General features: G+C 61.9%; 13 protein-coding genes. 8 read left to right on the top strand and 5 right to left on the bottom strand.

Going from position 1 to position 16,234, the window contains the following annotated elements:
- Nucleotides 1-52: 52 nt before the first annotated feature.
- Both QD408_RS09060 and QD408_RS09065 read left to right on the top strand, forming a co-directional pair.
- The gene (locus tag QD408_RS09060; RefSeq protein WP_414139071.1) at nucleotides 53-838 is read left to right on the top strand and encodes a TlyA family RNA methyltransferase; all 786 of its coding nucleotides are present in this window, start codon (nucleotides 53-55) and stop codon (nucleotides 836-838) included.
- Nucleotides 835-2,085 carry a class I SAM-dependent RNA methyltransferase gene (locus QD408_RS09065; protein ID WP_414139072.1) on the top strand — a complete coding sequence of 417 codons (1,251 nt, stop codon included), beginning with the start codon at nucleotides 835-837 and terminating at the stop codon, nucleotides 2,083-2,085. The genes QD408_RS09060 and QD408_RS09065 overlap by 4 nt, the downstream gene beginning before the upstream one ends.
- 18 nt (nucleotides 2,086-2,103) lie before the next feature.
- On the opposite strand, the gene QD408_RS09070 is transcribed toward QD408_RS09065, so the two are convergent.
- Together QD408_RS09070 and QD408_RS09075 are read right to left on the bottom strand one after the other, a co-directional pair.
- Nucleotides 2,104-2,856, bottom strand: coding sequence for a crotonase/enoyl-CoA hydratase family protein (locus QD408_RS09070; protein WP_414139073.1), 753 nt, complete (start codon nucleotides 2,854-2,856; stop codon nucleotides 2,104-2,106).
- A gap of 9 nt (nucleotides 2,857-2,865) precedes the next feature.
- On the bottom strand, nucleotides 2,866-4,644 hold the full coding sequence (locus QD408_RS09075) for an acyl-CoA dehydrogenase (protein ID WP_414139074.1): 1,779 nt from the start codon (nucleotides 4,642-4,644) through the stop codon (nucleotides 2,866-2,868).
- Between the two features lie 307 nt (nucleotides 4,645-4,951).
- Between QD408_RS09075 and QD408_RS09080 the strand changes: the two genes are divergently transcribed.
- Nucleotides 4,952-5,947 (top strand): transporter, encoded by a 996-nt coding sequence (locus tag QD408_RS09080; protein WP_414139075.1) that lies wholly within the window; start codon nucleotides 4,952-4,954, stop codon nucleotides 5,945-5,947.
- A 239-nt stretch (nucleotides 5,948-6,186) separates the two neighbouring features.
- The gene (locus QD408_RS09085) at nucleotides 6,187-6,450 is read left to right on the top strand and encodes a DUF982 domain-containing protein (RefSeq protein ID WP_414139076.1); all 264 of its coding nucleotides are present in this window, start codon (nucleotides 6,187-6,189) and stop codon (nucleotides 6,448-6,450) included.
- A gap of 97 nt (nucleotides 6,451-6,547) precedes the next feature.
- Here QD408_RS09085 and QD408_RS09090 read toward each other — a convergent pair whose 3' ends face one another.
- Together QD408_RS09090 and QD408_RS09095 are read right to left on the bottom strand one after the other, a co-directional pair.
- Nucleotides 6,548-7,018 carry a BA14K family protein gene (locus QD408_RS09090; RefSeq protein WP_088680656.1) on the bottom strand — a complete coding sequence of 157 codons (471 nt, stop codon included), beginning with the start codon at nucleotides 7,016-7,018 and terminating at the stop codon, nucleotides 6,548-6,550.
- A 137-nt stretch (nucleotides 7,019-7,155) separates the two neighbouring features.
- Nucleotides 7,156-8,400, bottom strand: a complete 1,245-nt coding sequence (locus tag QD408_RS09095; protein ID WP_414139120.1) for an aromatic ring-hydroxylating oxygenase subunit alpha — start codon at nucleotides 8,398-8,400, stop codon at nucleotides 7,156-7,158.
- Nucleotides 8,401-8,816: 416 nt separating this feature from the next.
- Between QD408_RS09095 and QD408_RS09100 the strand changes: the two genes are divergently transcribed.
- From QD408_RS09100 to QD408_RS09110, 3 genes are all read left to right on the top strand, one after another.
- The gene (locus QD408_RS09100; protein WP_414139077.1) at nucleotides 8,817-9,425 is read left to right on the top strand and encodes a DUF6656 family protein; all 609 of its coding nucleotides are present in this window, start codon (nucleotides 8,817-8,819) and stop codon (nucleotides 9,423-9,425) included.
- Nucleotides 9,426-9,493: 68 nt separating this feature from the next.
- On the top strand, nucleotides 9,494-10,468 hold the full coding sequence (locus QD408_RS09105; RefSeq protein ID WP_088680654.1) for an L-threonylcarbamoyladenylate synthase: 975 nt from the start codon (nucleotides 9,494-9,496) through the stop codon (nucleotides 10,466-10,468).
- Nucleotides 10,469-10,497: 29 nt separating this feature from the next.
- Nucleotides 10,498-11,940, top strand: a complete 1,443-nt coding sequence (locus QD408_RS09110; protein ID WP_414139078.1) for an FAD-binding oxidoreductase — start codon at nucleotides 10,498-10,500, stop codon at nucleotides 11,938-11,940.
- 12 nt (nucleotides 11,941-11,952) lie between these two features.
- Here QD408_RS09110 and QD408_RS09115 read toward each other — a convergent pair whose 3' ends face one another.
- Complete coding sequence (locus QD408_RS09115; RefSeq protein ID WP_414139079.1) at nucleotides 11,953-15,288, bottom strand: DUF1217 domain-containing protein; 3,336 nt, start codon at nucleotides 15,286-15,288, stop codon at nucleotides 11,953-11,955.
- A gap of 299 nt (nucleotides 15,289-15,587) precedes the next feature.
- On the opposite strand from QD408_RS09115, the gene QD408_RS09120 reads away from it, so the two are divergent.
- Nucleotides 15,588-16,154, top strand: coding sequence for a DUF6101 family protein (locus QD408_RS09120; protein ID WP_088680652.1), 567 nt, complete (start codon nucleotides 15,588-15,590; stop codon nucleotides 16,152-16,154).
- The last annotated feature ends 80 nt before the right edge of the window (nucleotides 16,155-16,234 follow it).

A 16,234-nucleotide genomic window follows, 5' to 3' on the forward strand; every position in this document is an offset into this window, starting at 1 on the left:
GCAGGATTATCGCCGAAAGCTTTTGAGGGTCAATGACGCTCTCGGGAACAAAATGCTTGCAAGCAGCCGCTTTGCCGGTCATTCACAGCCGATGTCCGATCAAAACAGCCACCGCCTCGACCAGCTTCTCGTTTCCCGCGGCCTCTTTTCCAGCCGCTCGCGGGCCCGCGACGCCGTGCAGCGCGGCACGGTCAGGATCGGCGGCCAGGTGATAACGAAAGCCGGCGCGCTCTTTGGCGAAGACGCGGCAATAGAGATCGATGATCCCGCGCAGGACTATGTCTCGCGCGCAGCGCTGAAGCTTGCCGCAGCCCTCGATCATTTCCGCCTCGACCCTGGCGGCCATCACTGTCTCGATATCGGCGCTTCCACAGGCGGCTTCACCGAGGTGCTGCTGCAGCGGGGTGCTGCGCACGTCACCGCGATCGATGTCGGCCATGGGCAGATGCATCCGCGCATATCGGGCGATCCGCGCGTGACGAACAAGGAAGGCCTCAACGCCCGCAACCTGACGGCAGACGATATCGGCCATTCCGCCACCTTCATCGTTTCCGACGTTTCCTTCATCTCGCTGAAGCTCGCATTGGCGCCGGCGCTCGATATCGCCGAGCCGGGCGCGACAGCCGTCCTGCTGGTCAAGCCGCAGTTCGAGGCCGGGCGCGAGGCGATCGGCAAGGGCGGCTTGCTGAAAGATCCCGCTTCCGCTCCGGCCGTCGCCTCGGAATTGGAGCGCTGGTTCATCGAGGACATGGGCTGGAAAAGCCATGGCCTCATCCCCTCCCCGATTTCCGGCGGCGACGGCAATCAGGAATTCCTTCTGGCAGGATTGAAACCGTGAGCACCGAAACCGTCACGATCGAAAAACTCGGCGCCCAGGGCGACGGCATCGCAAGCAATGCCGGCGGACCTGTTTATGTGCCCTTCTCCCTTCCCGGGGAAACGGTGGCAATCGCCCGCGTCAGGAACCAGGGCACGATCATGTCGATCACGACGCCTTCAACCGAGCGGCAGGAACCGCCCTGCCGGCATTTCGGTCCTGACGGCGTCAACGGCACCTGCGGCGGCTGCACGTTGCAGCATCTGACAGACGGCCCCTACCGCGCCTTCAAGCGCCAACTGGTCATCGATGCGCTGAAATCCAAGGGTTTGACGCCTGAAGTCGGCGAGGTGGTTCCGGCCCGGCCGGGCGAACGCCGGCGCGTGGTGTTTGCGGCGCGTAAGACCGAGAAGGACATGCTGATCGGTTTCAACCAGGCCGAAAGCCACCACATCGTCGCGATCGAGGAATGTCCGATCTCGTCGGCAGGGATCATCGCCCGGCTGCCGGCGATCAAGGCGATTGCGGCCTCGCTGGCAACCAATGCCGAACCTTTCCGGGTCGCGGTGCTCGAAACTCTCTCCGGCCTCGATGTCGCTGCCGACGAGGTGAAGAAACTTTCCGACCAGCAGCGGCGAAAGGCGATCGAGACCGTACTCAGCCTGCGCGGCATTGCCCGCGTGACCGTGAATGGCGAGATCCTGGTCGAACCCTCGAAGCCGCTCATCGATTTCGGCGGTGTCCAGGTTTCCCCGCCGCCGGGCGGCTTTGCCCAGGCGACGAAACCGGCGGAAGAGGCGATGGCGGAGCTGGTGCTTGCCCATGCCGGCAAGGCGAAGCGGATCGCCGATCTCTTTGCCGGCGCCGGCACGTTTTCGCTGCGGCTGGCGCGGATCGGCCGCGTGCACGCCGTCGAGGCGGAGGGCACGGCGCTCGCCGCGCTCGACCACGCCGCACGCAACACGCAGGGACTGAAACCCGTCACCATCGAGAAGCGCGATCTTTTCCGCCGTCCTTTGATGACGCAGGAGTTCAAGCCTTTCGATGCCGTCGTCTTCGATCCGCCGCGTGCGGGCGCTGAGTTCCAGTGCAAGGAACTGGCGCGCTCGGCGGTGAAGAAGATCGCGGCCGTCAGCTGCAATCCATTGACGCTGGCGCGCGATCTCGCGATCCTCGTCGAGGGCGGCTACCGGATCACCAAGGTGACGCCGATCGACCAGTTCCTCTGGACCTCGCATGTCGAGGTGGTGGCGACGCTGGAAAAATAGGCGTCGAGGCCGCCGGCGTCAGCGACGCATGAAGGCTTCGAACGCCGCCCGGGCCTCGGCGCTCTTGAGACGCGCCGAGAAATGTCGGGCCTCCTCGTCGATGCGGGCGATGATTTCGCTGCGCTCGCCGCGGATGAGATCGCGGGCAATGCGCAGCGCTTCCGGCGGTTTGGCCGCGAGGCGGGCTGCGGTGGCAAGCGTCAGGGCATCGACTTCACCCGGTTCGACGACTTTCCAGACCAGACCGGCTTCCTTCGCCTCTTCAGCCGAAAAGGCTTCGCCCGCCGCAAGCAGGGCGAAGGCGCGCTGATGCCCCATCAGGCGCGGCGCGATGAGGCTCGAGGCCGCCTCCGGCACCAGCGCCAGATCGACGAAGGGAGTGCGGAACTGGCTTCGATCCGAGGCGATGGTCAGGTCGCAATGGAGATGCATCGTGGTGCCGATGCCGATCGCAAGTCCGTCGACGCCTGAAACAATGGGTTTTTCGGCATTCACCAGCGCATAGAGGAAATCGAGGAGTTCCTCCCCCAGGCCGCCGCCCATCGCCGCGGCGAGAAAATCGCCCATGTCGTTGCCGGCCGAGAAAGAGCCTTCGGTGCCGAGGAAGGCAGTGGCGCGGATCTCGGGATTGGCGTTCGCCGCATTCAGCGCATCGGTCATCACACGGTACATGGCCCGCGTGATGGCGTTCTTCTTTTCCGGCCGGTTGAAGCGGATGAGCTGGACGCCGGGATGGGCGGAAGGCTGTTCGACGACGATATGATCGGTCATTGTGTTTCCTCAGGCAAGCAGGATGCGGGCGGCGGCGAGACTGGCTGCGCCATTGACGACCCGGTCGCGAAGGGCTGCGGTTTCCGCCAGCAGATTTTCGGCGGCGAAACGGCAAAGTACGATTCGGCCTTCGCCTGCGCCATCGGCACTCCCGGCGAGAGCGCCCTTGGCGAGGTAGCAACCGGTAAGCGCGAGCCCGAACAGGCGCTGATAGGGCGTGGCGCCCGAGAGCGCCTCGGCGGCCCTGCCATCGGCAAGCATCTTCAACAGCCAGGCAGTGGTCTCGTCGAGGTCGGCGATGGCAGCGTCGAGCCTTGCAGCCGTTTGACCGAAACCATCGAGATTGGAGTGACGCACATCATCGGCGACCGTCCTGAGCTCGGCGATGAAGCCTCTCACCTGATCGCCGCCGGAGAGCGGCAGCTTGCGGGTGACGAGATCGATCGCCTGAATGCCGTTGGTGCCTTCGTAGATCGGGGCAATGCGGGCGTCGCGAAGATAACGCGCTGCACCCGTCTCCTCGATGAAGCCCATGCCGCCATGCACCTGAATGCCGAGCGAGGCGACCTCGACGCCGGCATCCGTCGAGAAGGACTTGGCGATCGGCGTCAGCAGGGCGGCGCGCTCCTGCCAATGATGGCGGCCCTCGCTTGCCCGGTGAGACATGTCGATGGCATGGGCGCAGGCATAGGAGATGGCGCGCGCGCCCTGCGTCAGCGCCTTCATGGTCAGCAGCATGCGGGCGACGTCAGGATGTTCGACGATCGGGCTCATGCCGGCGCCGGTCCAGCCGGGCGCCCTGCCCTGCGTGCGCTCCCTGGCAAAGGCGACGGCCTTCTGGGTGGCGGCCTCCGAGACCGCAACACCCTGCATGCCGACGGCAAGACGAGCATTGTTCATCATCGTGAACATGCAGGCGAGCCCCTTGTTCTCCTCGCCGACCAGCCATCCGACAGCACCCTTTTCGTCGCCGAATTTGCCGTCGCCGTAGATCATCGTGCAGGTCGGCGAGCCGTGGATGCCGAGCTTGTGCTCCAGCGAGTGGCAGAACAGATCATTGCGGGCTCCAAGCGAACCGTCGTCGTTCACCAGGAATTTCGGCACCAGGAAAAGCGAGATGCCGCGTGTGCCGGCCGGCGCATCCGGAAGGCGGGCCAGCACCAGATGGATGATGTTGTCGGCCGCGTCATGCTCGCCCCAGGTGATGAAGATCTTCTGGCCAAAGATGCGGTAGCTGCCATCGGCGCGGCGCTCGGCGCGCGCCTTCAGGACGCCGAGATCGGAGCCGGCATGCGGTTCGGTCAGGTTCATGGTGCCGCTCCATTCGCCCGACACCATTTTTTCCAGATATTTGTCTTTCAGCGCGTCGCTGCCATGGGTGCTGACCGCTTCGATCGCGCCCATCGTCAGGGTCGGGGCGAGCGCAAAGGCCATGGAGCCGGAATTCCACATTTCGAGGGCTGCGACATTCAGCATATGCGGCAAGGCCTGGCCGCCGAATGCTTCGGGCGCCGTCAGGCCGTTCCAGCCGCCGGCGATCCAATTGCGATAGAGATCGCGCCAGCCATCCGGCAGCCTGACCTCGCCATCGGTCAGGCGGGCGCCCTGGCGGTCGCCGATGTCGGCGAGCGGGGCCACTTCCTCTGTGGCAAAACGTCCCGCCTCGGCCAGGATGGCGTCGACGAGGTCTTCGCCGAGATCGCCGAGAAGCCCTTTCGAAATCGCCTCGCCCATGCCCGCTACATGCTTCAACGTGAACGCGATTTCCTCGACGGGCGCCTTGTACATGCTTTTCTCCTCCGCAGACCGGCCTGCGCATGACAGACCTCTCCAGCGCCACGGCTAATTGATTTTTACGTAAACGTCAATTTCGATTTCTTGAAGCCCCATGCGATAAATCAGCTGACATGGCGCTTTGCTCTTGCACCCTTGCACAAATGCACGTCATGGAGAATCTCTAAAGCATGTCGCCTGGAAGCGCGCAGCGGTTCCGGGGTAAAGACATGACAAGACAAACGGCTAAAGCCCGTCGCGTGAATCGAGTTCGATGCGATGCGCTCAGGAATGAATCGCCTTCGCAAAGGACCGGCGAACAATGGACACATTGCCCGTCAACATACCCGGTTTCGTCTGGGCCTATCGCTTTTCACCCACCGAAAAGACCGCGGTGCGGCTGACGAACAGTGCCACGGTGGCGGAACTGACCGGCGATAACTGTTTCTACTGGCTGCACCTCAACCTTGCCGATGCGCGCGTGCCGGCCCTGCTCGACACGCTCGACGGGCTGACGGAGGACGCGAAATCGGCGCTGACAACGCGTGACACGCATGCGACAATCACCGTCGACGAGCAGATGCTCTACGGCACGCTCATCGACTGTCAGCGGGATTTCGCCCAGGACACCAACAATCTCGGCTGGCTGCACTTCGCCATGTCCGACCGCTTCATCATCACCACCCGGCTGCAGCCGCTGCGCAGCGTCGAACGGGCGCGCGCGCTGATCGAAAAAAATCCGGGCAAGTTCGCGCTTCCGGTCGATCTTTTCGAACTGCTGGTGATCGAGTTCCAGCGCACGCTGATCGCGATCGTCATCGAGTTGACGGAAGAGCTGAACCTGATCGAGGATATCGTCTACGACAACGCACCGCGCGACGAGCGCCGGCGCCTGGCGCCAGTGCGGCGAACCGTGGTCCGGCTGCATCGGCATCTGCGCACCGTGCTGGCGCTGATGCGCCGGGCGGCGGCAGCCGACGAGGATGAGATGCCCTTCGGCTTCGACGATGTCGCCCGGCGGCTAACGAGCCGACTGGAGACGGTGGATCACGACATCTATGCCCTGCAGGACCGGGCGCGCCTGCTGCACGAAGAAATCGACTCGAAGCAGTCCTCCGAGACCAACCGCCACCTCTACTTGCTGTCGATCATGACGGCGTTCCTGCTGCCGCCGACCCTCGTGACGGGTTTCTTCGGCATGAACACGGCCAACCTGCCCTTCGCCATCGGCGACTACGGCACGGAATATGCCGTCATCCTCATCATAGGATCGATCGTCTTTGCCTGGTGGCTGCTGAGGCGGGTGGATATTCTTTGAGGGTGAACGGAGGAGTAAGCGCTGGGCAACTCCGTTCTGCCATGAGGTGCGACGTTTCCCACAGGGCTCACCTCACACTCCGCCATCCCAGGGCTTGACCCTGGGACCACAACCAAGCCCGCGGCTTCAATAAATTCCCTGCAGTTGGACGCCATCTCTGTCCACGCAGCGCCAGCCGCATCGCCCGGAACGGTTCTTGCACGGTTACTAATGTATTTACCGTGGGGAGACCTAATGTCATGAAATGGTGCACATCCGGAGAGTTTGCCCCTCTGATGCTCGTTGTGAGTGGGCCGGAAAAATACAAGCTTGTTGCAACCCTCGGGCAGGCTGCCGAGATGCTGACGGTTGGCTGGCCGATCGACGATGGAGAGGAATATCTTATTGCGATCAGGGCGTGCCGGGATGCCATTCATGGGGAAATTCCGGCTCAGGTCGCGCGCACAGCGCTTATCCGTGCCGCCGACGAAGCTGGCATTTCGGTGATCACCGTCGTTCACTGAGTTTCGCAGGACGGCCGCTTGTTTCGCGTCTGACACGTCCCCTCTCCCGTTTTTTTTCGGGGAGAGGGTCAGGGTGAGAAGCAGTATTCGGGACCTATCAATACGGCGAATAGCACTGCTGGCGCGGGCCGTTATAGGGCTGGAAGGTATTGTCGTAAGCGCGATAAGACCGGTAGCGGTTGGCGCACCAGGCGACATGGCTTGACCCCATGCGAGGCGCGGGCTCGACGTAACGCGGCTGGGCGACGATAGCGCCGCCGATCACGGCGCCTGCGCCGAAGGCGGCGAGCGGATACCAGTAGCCATTATAGCGGCGATAGCCCGGGCGGTAGTAGCTATATCCGCGATAGCCGCCGTAATAGCCAGGGCGATAGTAGGCGCCGGGGCGATAGCCGGGCCGGTAATAATCGCCGCGATAGTAGCGGCGGTACTGGACGTTCTCGACCGCGGAAGGTTTTTCCATCTGCGGGGCGGTGGGCATCTGCATTGCCTGCGACGGCACGAAGCCTGTCAGAACGACGGCGGCAGCCAGAACTGCGGTCGCGATCTTGTTTCTCAGCCCGATCATTTCTCTCTCCCATTCAACAGCGGACACCGCCTGCTCAGCAACGCTTTCGCGCCCGAATGGTTCCGAAAGCAGCCGGGAACCGGCTGCTTTCCCTTTTAGAGAAGTCGAACTGAACCGGACATTAACCGGTCAGCGCTCTACGCCACGGCAGAGATTTTCGCCTGATCGCCCTGCAGACGGTTCACCATGAAGTTCGAATACCATTCGAGGAACTGCATGACGCCGCCTTCATGCACGGCAGAATAGGGGCCGGGCTCATAGGCGGGCGAGTGAATGCCGAAAGCGTTTTCTTCGACGATGCGGCGGTCCTGATCGTTGGTCTCGGTCCAGACGTGGGTCAGCTCTTCCAGATTGTAATCCACGCCTTCGACCGCATCCTTGTGGACGAGCCACTTGGTCGTCACCGCCGTCTCGTTGGCATTGAGAGGCAGCACGCGGAAGGAGATGGCGTGGTCGCCGAGCAGGTGGTTCCACGTCGTCGGATAGTGGAAGAGCAGCATGGTGCCGATACGGTTGATCGAGATATCGTCGGAAATCCGGCGCTTGACGGCGGGCTTGCCCGACATGGTGTAGCTTTCGGCATCCTCGATCAGCGGCATGCGGGCGGTGCGGAACTGACCGTCCGGCGAAATCTGGAACTTGCTCGGCAGGCCGGCGGCCTCGCAGCGCGCCCAATGGCCGGCGATTTCGGGATCATCGGCGCCGCCATCCGTGCCCGTCACGCTCGGCGCTTCGGGATAGGTGCGGCAGAGTTCGGGGTGATTGGCGGCGCAGTGATAGCACTCGCGGTTATTCTCCCAGACGAGTTTCCAGTTGCCCTTCTCGATGATCGTGCTCTGGAAGGCGACCTTGGTTTCGCCGATCCCGTGCGGCGCCATATAGGGCTCGATCTTGTCGCGCACCGGCTGGAAATCCGGAGCGGTGTTGGCGAGGCAGATGAAAATGTAGCCTGCCACGCTCTCGCAATGCACCGGCTTCAGGTTGAAGCCCGATTTGTCGAAATCATCGCCCATGTGACGGGCGAAGGCGAGCTTGCCGTCGAGATCATAGGTCCACTGGTGATAGGGGCAGACGAGACGCACGGAGGAGCCGTGCTCCTTGGTGCAGACGCGCGAGCCGCGATGGCGACAGCTATTGTGGAAGGCGCGAATGACATTGTCGCGGCCGCGAACGATGACGACCGGATATTTGCCGATCTGGACGGTGAAATAGGCTCCCGCCTTCGGCAGTTCGCAATCATGGCCGATGAACAGCCAGTCGCGATAATAGATCATCTCCATGTCGAGCTGGAAATAATCCTCGTCGGTGTAGAACGGCTGCTCGAGGCTGAATCCCTCGCGGCGGTTCTTGAGCTGACGTAAAACGTTGCTGCGAATATCCATCTTCATGTCCTCGTGCACCGGGCTACCGCCTTCGAGAGAGAAGGCCGGCGGAAGCGAGACCGCTTCCTCTCCATCAGGAGAATTGTTCATGGGGTCATTTAATCACCTGCTATGACCGCCGCTTGGTTACAATGCGACATCGGCTTCGAAATTGGCGACAGGATGCAGCAAGGCGCAAGCGGCTCATCCCGGTCGATCGTATCGCCCGACTCTCCCGGCAATTATCGCCAGTTAAGACGCGGCGTAAAGGCCGGTTCCGCGAGGAGATCAGGTGCGGGATATCGATATTTGTCTTATTTGCGACATCTGACGGCGCTTGCCCTGTTCCTGAAAAAGCCCCGGCCGCTTCTTAACACCGCCTTAAGCATACCGTCCTATCTTCTTCACGATTGCAGGCCGACCGGAGAACGCGAACCATGGTCAAACTCCGTTATTTCGATGCGAAAGACCCGACCAGATTCCAGGAACGGCAGCCGATTGCCGCCCATTCCGAATTCTTGCGCACCGGCCGCATCCCCCGCGAGCGGCGGCACTGGCTGGCGGAGGAAAGGCGTTACCTCACCCATGACGAGGTCGCCGCAAAAACCGGCCGCAAGCTGCAGGTGGCCGGCGAGAAGACGCATCAGCACATCAACGGCTTTCACCACTCGATCCAGTTTCCGAAAATGATCTTCCACCGGACGCTGGAGGACAGCCCGCATCTCGGCTATTGCCACGTCACCGCCTCACGCACGAAGTTCGCTCATTATGAAGAGGTGAGCTGGGCCTTCTACATCTCCAATTTCTATTCCGATATCGGCGACAACGACAACTTCTTCGAACGCATCGATGTCGGCTATTCCAGGATGTATTTTGCCGTCGCGATGAAACCGGGCGAGGATTCCTCGGAAAAGATGAGCATCGACCGGTCGGTGCGCGGCAACGGGCTGCTCTTCCGCACCCATGATCCGCAGGCGGCGATCCGCAACATCCTGCTGCTTGGCGCCCGCAACGAACAACTGCGCGAAATCATCCGCCAACTCTAGGCGAACAAGGCGATTGATCGCGGGCGGCGGAAAGCCTAATGACTGCCGGAACCAGACACGGGCAGCATATGGCACGCATCATCGACATCAGGACGGATCGGCAGGCAGCGCTCGAAGCGGGCTCGGCCGCGCTGGCCGACGGCTTCGCCATCGCCATCCCGACGGAGACCGTTTATGGCCTCGCTGCCGACGCCACCAATCCGGCGGCGATCACCCGCATCTATGAGACCAAGGGACGGCCGCGCTTCAACCCGCTGATCTGCCATATGGCCGATCTTGAGATGGCTGAAGAGCATGCCGAATTCGACCCGGTCTCGCGGGCGCTCGCCATCGCCTTCTGGCCCGGGCCGCTGACGCTCGTGCTGCCGCTGAAGCCTGACAGCCCGATCCACTCGCTGGCGACCGCCGGGCTCGACAGCGTCGGCGTGCGTGTGCCGATGGGTTTCGCGGGTGCCTTGATCGGCGCTTTGGGACATCCGCTTGCCGCACCCAGCGCCAACACCTCGGGCGGGATCAGCGCGACGAGCGCCGCCCATGTCGAAGCCGATCTGGGGACGAAAATCCCGTTGATCCTCGACGCGGGTCCAAGTGCGGTCGGCGTCGAATCGACGATCGTCAAAGTAGAGGAAGGCCGGCTGAGGCTGCTGCGCCCCGGCGGGTTGGCGGCACGCGAGATCGAGCGCGTCGCAGGCCAGCGGCTGCTGCGGCCGAGGACGGCATCGGCGGCGATCGAGGCGCCTGGCATGCTCGCCTCGCATTACGCGCCGGGGGCGTCGGTGCGTCTCAACGCGACGGCGGCGGAACCCGGAGAAGCGCTGATCACCTTCGGCGGCCCTGCCGTCTCCGGCGCGGACGGCGCGCGAATCGTTCTCGATCTCAGCCCGCGCGGCGATCTTGCCGAGGCAGCGGCAAATCTTTTCGACTACATGAAGCGGGCCGACGCCAGCGGCGCGTCGAGCATCGCCTTTTCGCCCATTCCCGAAGAAGGGTTGGGCGAGGCCATCAACGACCGCCTGCAGCGGGCTGCCGCCCCCCGCGACTGAAGCCGAGAATGAGGATGGAGAATCGCCCGATGAGCAGTCCCAGCATTTCCACCGAACATCTCGACCGCTTCGCAGCCATCGTCGGCGGCAGACACGCGCTTCGCAGCGAAGCTGATCTTGCGCCGCATCTGGTCGAAAACCGAGGGCTCTATCACGGCTCCTCCCCTCTCCTGTTGAAGCCCGGTTCGGTCGAGGAAGTCTCCGCGATCATGAAGCTCGCGACCGAAACCGGAACGGCGATCGTGCCGCAGACCGGCAATACCGGTCTCGTCGGCGGCCAGACGCCGCGCGAGGGCAAGTGCGATATCATCCTCTCGCTCGAGCGCATGAACCGTATCCGTGATGTCGATCCGGTGGCGAACGTGCTGGTGGCCGATGGCGGCGCCATCCTGGCCGAAGTGCAGAAGGCGGCCGAGGCGCATGGGCGGCTCTTTCCGCTGTCGCTCGGCTCGGAGGGCTCCTGCCGCATCGGCGGCAACCTTTCGACCAATGCCGGCGGCACGGCCGTGCTTGCCTACGGCAATATGCGCCAGCTCTGCCTCGGCCTCGAAGTGGTGCTGCCGACCGGCGAGATCTGGGACGGGTTACGTCGCCTGAAGAAGGACAATACCGGCTACGACCTGCGCGACCTCTTCATCGGCGCCGAAGGCACGCTCGGCATCATCACCGGCGCTGTGCTGAAACTCTTCCCGCAGCCGCTCGGCCATCAGGTGGCATTTGCCGGCGTGAATTCGGTCGAAGATGCGCTTGCCCTTTTCAACCTTGCCTCAAGCCTCTGCGGCGCCTCGCTCACCGGTTTCGAACTGATGCCGCGTTTCGGCGTCGAGATCACCACCCGTCATATCGAGGGTGTGCGCGATCCCCTCAATGCGGCCTATCCCTGGTACGTGCTGATCGACATCTCGACCTCGGACTCGGCCGAGACCGCGGAGCGGATGATGAACGGCCTGTTGGAACAGGGTTTCGGGGCCGGGCTGGTGCTGGATGCCGCAATCGCCGCATCCGTGGCACAGCAGAAAGCCATCTGGCACATGCGCGAAAGCATGTCGGATGCTCAGAAGCCGGAAGGCGGGTCGATCAAGCACGATGTTTCGGTGCCGGTGTCGAAGATCCCGCATTTCATGGCCGAGGCGGAAGCGGCAGTGATGAAGGCAATGCCGGGCGCCCGCATCTGCGCCTTCGGCCATATGGGCGACGGCAATATCCATTACAATATTTCGCAGCCGGTCGGCGCCGACAAGGCGGCCTTCATCGCCCGCTGGCGCGAAATGAACCATATCGTGCATGGGCTGGTGCTTGCTCATGGCGGCTCGATCTCGGCCGAGCACGGGATCGGCCAGCTGAAGCGCGACGAACTGGCAGCGATCCGCCCGGCAATCGAGATCGAACTGATGCGCCGCATCAAGCGCGCCTTCGATCCGGCTGATATCATGAATCCGGGGAAGGTTGTCAGCCTCGATCCGCGAGGCTGACCGTCAGCGCCATCAGGCCTGCTGCGTGCCACCGCCGGTCAGGATCATCAGCGCCGGCGACTGCTGCGAGGTGTTCTGGACGTCGTACATAGCGGTGAAGCGTTTCAGCAGCTTGTCGACCTTTTTCGGATCCTGAAGATCCTCCAGCTTGACGAAGCGGTTGATGAGATCGGCCTGCTTGGCGACATCCATGCCTGAAATCTGCGACGGCAGGCTGTAGGCGGTCGTGATGACCTGGTAGAGCGCCTTATCGCCGAGGATCGAATAGATCGAGGTGATGCTCGAAGCCTTGCGGCTGAAGTAGAGCGCCAGGCGCACACCGTCGTTGGTTTCGCCCTCCTGGGTTTCCAGCGTCTGCTGCAGGTAGAGCTGCTGCGTGCGATCCTCGGCCGCCTTGTTCTGGACGGCGCCAATCTTGGCGCGGGTCAGATTGCCGTCCTTGTCGAAGTTGAAGGCGGCGACGATATCCTTGAAGCGCGCATCGGCCTTGTCGTTCAGATAGCTCTTCTTGTCGTCGGGGTCCGAGGTGAAGATCTTCTTCAGCGTGGCCTTGTCGTAATCCTTCGGGTCGAGATTGTTCGCCTTCAGCACCAGGTCGGTCAGCCGGCTGTCGTCGAGGAAATCGTCGAGCGACTTCACCTTCGCCATGCCCTTTGCGAAATAATCGACCTCGGCCGTCGCATCCTTGGCTGCCTTGTCCTTCACCGGACCGTCCTTCAGCAGCATGGTGACATGCGACTTGTAGTCGGTGGCGTATTTGGCCATGGTGGCGTCCGGAAGCGCCTGGAAGGGCGACGCCGCCTTGCCGTCGGGGCCGAAATTGAAGGCGCGAGCAAGGTTGGTGATGCGCTCGTCCTTGAGGGAGGCGATATAGCCGTTCGGGTCGTATGCGTCGCTCGTCAGGATCTTGCGCATCATCGAGCGCGATACCTCCTGATCGGTCAGGCCAAAGGCCTGCAGCGCCACATGAAAGAGATCCGGCAGATTGTCGTTGCTCTTGGTGAAGTCCGCCGCCGAATTGGTGCGCAGGAAATCGTTGACGCTCTTGATCTCGGAGAAATCGAGCAGACTGGTGCTGTCGGCCATCATGCTCTTGTAATTGTCCGCGACCTCGTCGATCGCCTCATCGCGCTCGTCGTCATAGCGCGCTGCATAATTGTCGTTGGTGGTCTGCGCCTGGGCGGCGGTCTGGACCGAGCTGACAACCGGAAGCGACCCGTCGGCGGCGAAGTTGAAATCGGCATTCAGATCGGCGTAGCCGGCTGCGGAAGCGGCCGCCGGATCGGTCAGGATGCTCCTCAGGTCGGCGTCCGAGATATTGGTCGGCAGGTTGTAGGTGCTCTTCAGGAAATTGGTGATGGCAGGATCGGCAATGAGATCATCGACGTTGGTAATCGTCGCCATCCGGGAGGAATAGTCATCCGTGCGTGCGGCGGCTGCAAATTTCGTGTTGCTGATCTGGGTGGCCGTCTGCGCCGCCATGCCATCCTCGAGCGAACCGTCCACCTGGAAGTTGAAGGCGGCGGCGACGTCGGCATAGGTGCCGGTGCCGCTCTGATCGGTGAGGATGGCACGAAGATCGACGTCACTGACCGTCGATGGGACGCCATAGGCGTTGCGGACGAAATTGTTCAACTTTTGGTCCGCCAGCAGCTGATCGACATTTGAGATGCCCGCGATCGTCGACTGGTAATAGACCGCAGCATTATCGGCCTTGCTGGCGGTGCTCGCGCTTTGTGCGGCACTCTGCGAAGCATAGAGGGTAGCGACCGACCCGTCCGTCTTGAAATTAAAGAGCTCGTGAACGTCGCTGTAGCCTTGAGCGCTGGCAGCCGCCGGATCGACGAGGAATGTCCTCAAGGTCGCATCGGAGACGCTGTCCGCGATCTGCATGCTGGTTCTGATATAGCTGACGGCAACGGGATCGGACATGATGTCGTCGACGTTGTTGACGCTGCCGATCATGCCGTTGAAGTGCGTTGCATTCGCCGCAGACTTGTCGGTGGTCGACTTGAGCTGCGTATCGGTCTGGATCAGCGAACCGTTGATCGAGCCATCGGCATTGAAGTTGAAGTCGGCATTGAGGCCGGCCTTCCCTTGGGCCGCAGCATAGGCCGAATCCGTCAAAATGCTCTTCAGCTCGGCATTGCTGAAGTTTACGCCGAGGCCGTAGGCATCCTTGATGTAGCGCGCCATCACGCCGTCAGCGAGCAGGTCGTCGACATTGGTGATGCTGCTCGATCGCGAGGTGAGGGTGTAATAATTGGTGGTGCTCGACGCCGCCGATGTCAGCTTGTTCGCCTGATCGATCGACTGCGCCCGCACCGTGTTCGAGGTCGAACCATCAGCATTGAAGTTGAAAGCGTTATAGACATTGGTAAAGCCCATCAGCTGGGCATAGCCGGGATCGGTCAGCACCGTCTTCAGCGCGGCCGCGGTGAAATCGGCGCCCATGCTGTAGGCCGTCTTGATATAGGAGGTCAGGCGGCTGTCGGCGACCAGATCGTCGACATTGGTGATCGTGCCGATCTTAGCTGTGTAATAGGCCTTGTTGTAGTCGGCCGCCGTCTTGCTGACGTAGACGACATCCGAACCGACCGAATTGTCGATGATGACGGACTGGGAGTTCAGCGTGTAGGTCTCGATGACCGAAGCCTTCTGAGCGGCGGTCTGGGCGGTGCCATTGACGGTGCCGTCGGCGTTGAAGCTGAACTGGGCGGCAAGCGCCTTGTACTTGTCGCCGCCTTGCGTGTTGACGAAGCTCGTGGGGTCGCTGAGATCGCTCGTCAGCACCTGCCGCAGAAAATCCGTCGACGCATAGGTCGGATCGATCTTGAAAGTCTTCAGCACATAGGTGCGCAGCCTTGTGTTGTTGACCAGATCGTCGACGGTCTGCACGGCGTCGATATTGTTGCTGTAATAGGTGCTCTCGGCGCTCGCCGCCTTGTCGGCATCGATGAAGGACTGCTTGTAGAGGCCGATGAGATCATCCTCCTGCGCATCCGTCTGCACGTCCTTTTCAGGCGCGTTGAAGTTGAAGGCGGCGGCAAATTCGCGGTAGCGCGTATCGGAGAGCTTGTTGGCGTAGCTGTTGGGGTCGGTGAGATCGCTCTCGAGAACCTTCTTCATGAAGGCCTTGGCGTAGGTCATGTCCTCAAGGCCGTAGGCCTTCATCGCATAGCTGTAGAGCTTGTAGTCGCCGAGGAAGTCGTCGACCGAGGTGACCTTGTTGATATTGTCCGCGTAGTACTGGGCATCCTTCTTGACCGTCGACTGCGCCGCAACCTTGTTGAGGCTCGACGTCATATCCTTCGACAGGATCGTGTAAGCGAGGGAAGCCGTGATCATAAAAAGCGCCCTTTTGGCAAAATCTCTAAAGAACGACGAACTGCAGGTGGCCCCATTTTGCCACGCAAAACTTACCCGAGGCTTACCCGAGGCTTGCATCATTTCAGCACAGCGCACCGTTCACCTTCCGGAAACCCTGCCGGATTCGGTTTTGATAACCATCGTAGGAGGCAAAGTTTTCTTAACCGCAATTTTTAAGCTGTACGGAAGGGCAGCCGCCTATTGTCGGCCATAGAGGACGAAAAGTCCCGAGGAGAAGACCGGAAACCGGCTCTCAGGTAAGACAAGGGTAGAATGAAATGATCAATCCCGTTATGAAGCCCGCCTGGGCTGGCACGACGCTGCGCCTCGATCCGTCCCGCTTTCCCCAGCAGGTCAGCTACGCCATCCATGATTGTTCGGATGACGTCAGTATCACGATAGACGAGCGCGGCGCGGTCCTGCGCAAGATCCTTCCCTCCAGCGGCCTGCCGCTGTCGATTGCCTTGCCGAAACGCGTCTTTCAGGGTGTCGCGGCCCGCGCCATAGACCACGGCGACGGCGAAGTGACGGTGACGCTCGAACTCCACCATGCGGACCCGGAACTCTGCATTCCACTGCTCGTCGCCCATGATCTCAGCGATATCGCCGCCGACTGGCGCAGCTGGTCGGAAGCCTTCCGCATTCCGATGCTGATGGTCGAGGCCGATGGTGTCGCGCGGCCGCTCGAAGACCATATCGGGAGCCTTCGCACCGGCGATCTCAAGCCGCGCCGCCGCCATTCCTACTTCGCCAATCGCCGTCCGCGCTTCCTTGTCCGCCGCACGACCGGCCGGCTGGGCGTTGCCATGAAGATCGAAGGCAAGGAAATCATCGCCCGCAACTGAGCGAAATCGCGACAGCGCCATTCGGCAATGCCGCTTTAGAACCATTTTGAAACCCGGCGCTCGCGCCGGGTTTATCGTTC

The organism is Rhizobium sp. BR 249, from assembly GCF_047445895.1.
In the GTDB taxonomy this organism is placed as follows: Bacteria; Pseudomonadota; Alphaproteobacteria; order Rhizobiales; family Rhizobiaceae; genus Rhizobium.

Bases quoted from the DNA above. Each gene is read 5' to 3' on its own strand.
- QD408_RS09095 (WP_414139120.1), bottom strand. From the start codon at position 8,400: ATGGATATTCGCAGCAACGTTTTACGTCAGCTCAAGAACCGCCGCGAG.
- QD408_RS09120 (WP_088680652.1), top strand. From the start codon at position 15,588: ATGATCAATCCCGTTATGAAGCCCGCCTGGGCTGGCACGACGCTGCGC.
- QD408_RS09070 (WP_414139073.1), bottom strand. From the start codon at position 2,856: ATGACCGATCATATCGTCGTCGAACAGCCTTCCGCCCATCCCGGCGTC.
- QD408_RS09090 (WP_088680656.1), bottom strand. From the start codon at position 7,018: ATGATCGGGCTGAGAAACAAGATCGCGACCGCAGTTCTGGCTGCCGCC.
- QD408_RS09100 (WP_414139077.1), top strand. From the start codon at position 8,817: ATGGTCAAACTCCGTTATTTCGATGCGAAAGACCCGACCAGATTCCAG.
- QD408_RS09110 (WP_414139078.1), top strand. From the start codon at position 10,498: ATGAGCAGTCCCAGCATTTCCACCGAACATCTCGACCGCTTCGCAGCC.
- QD408_RS09085 (WP_414139076.1), top strand. From the start codon at position 6,187: ATGAAATGGTGCACATCCGGAGAGTTTGCCCCTCTGATGCTCGTTGTG.
- QD408_RS09115 (WP_414139079.1), bottom strand. From the start codon at position 15,288: ATGATCACGGCTTCCCTCGCTTACACGATCCTGTCGAAGGATATGACG.
- QD408_RS09075 (WP_414139074.1), bottom strand. From the start codon at position 4,644: ATGTACAAGGCGCCCGTCGAGGAAATCGCGTTCACGTTGAAGCATGTA.
- QD408_RS09060 (WP_414139071.1), top strand. From the start codon at position 53: ATGCTTGCAAGCAGCCGCTTTGCCGGTCATTCACAGCCGATGTCCGAT.
- QD408_RS09080 (WP_414139075.1), top strand. From the start codon at position 4,952: ATGGACACATTGCCCGTCAACATACCCGGTTTCGTCTGGGCCTATCGC.
- QD408_RS09105 (WP_088680654.1), top strand. From the start codon at position 9,494: ATGGCACGCATCATCGACATCAGGACGGATCGGCAGGCAGCGCTCGAA.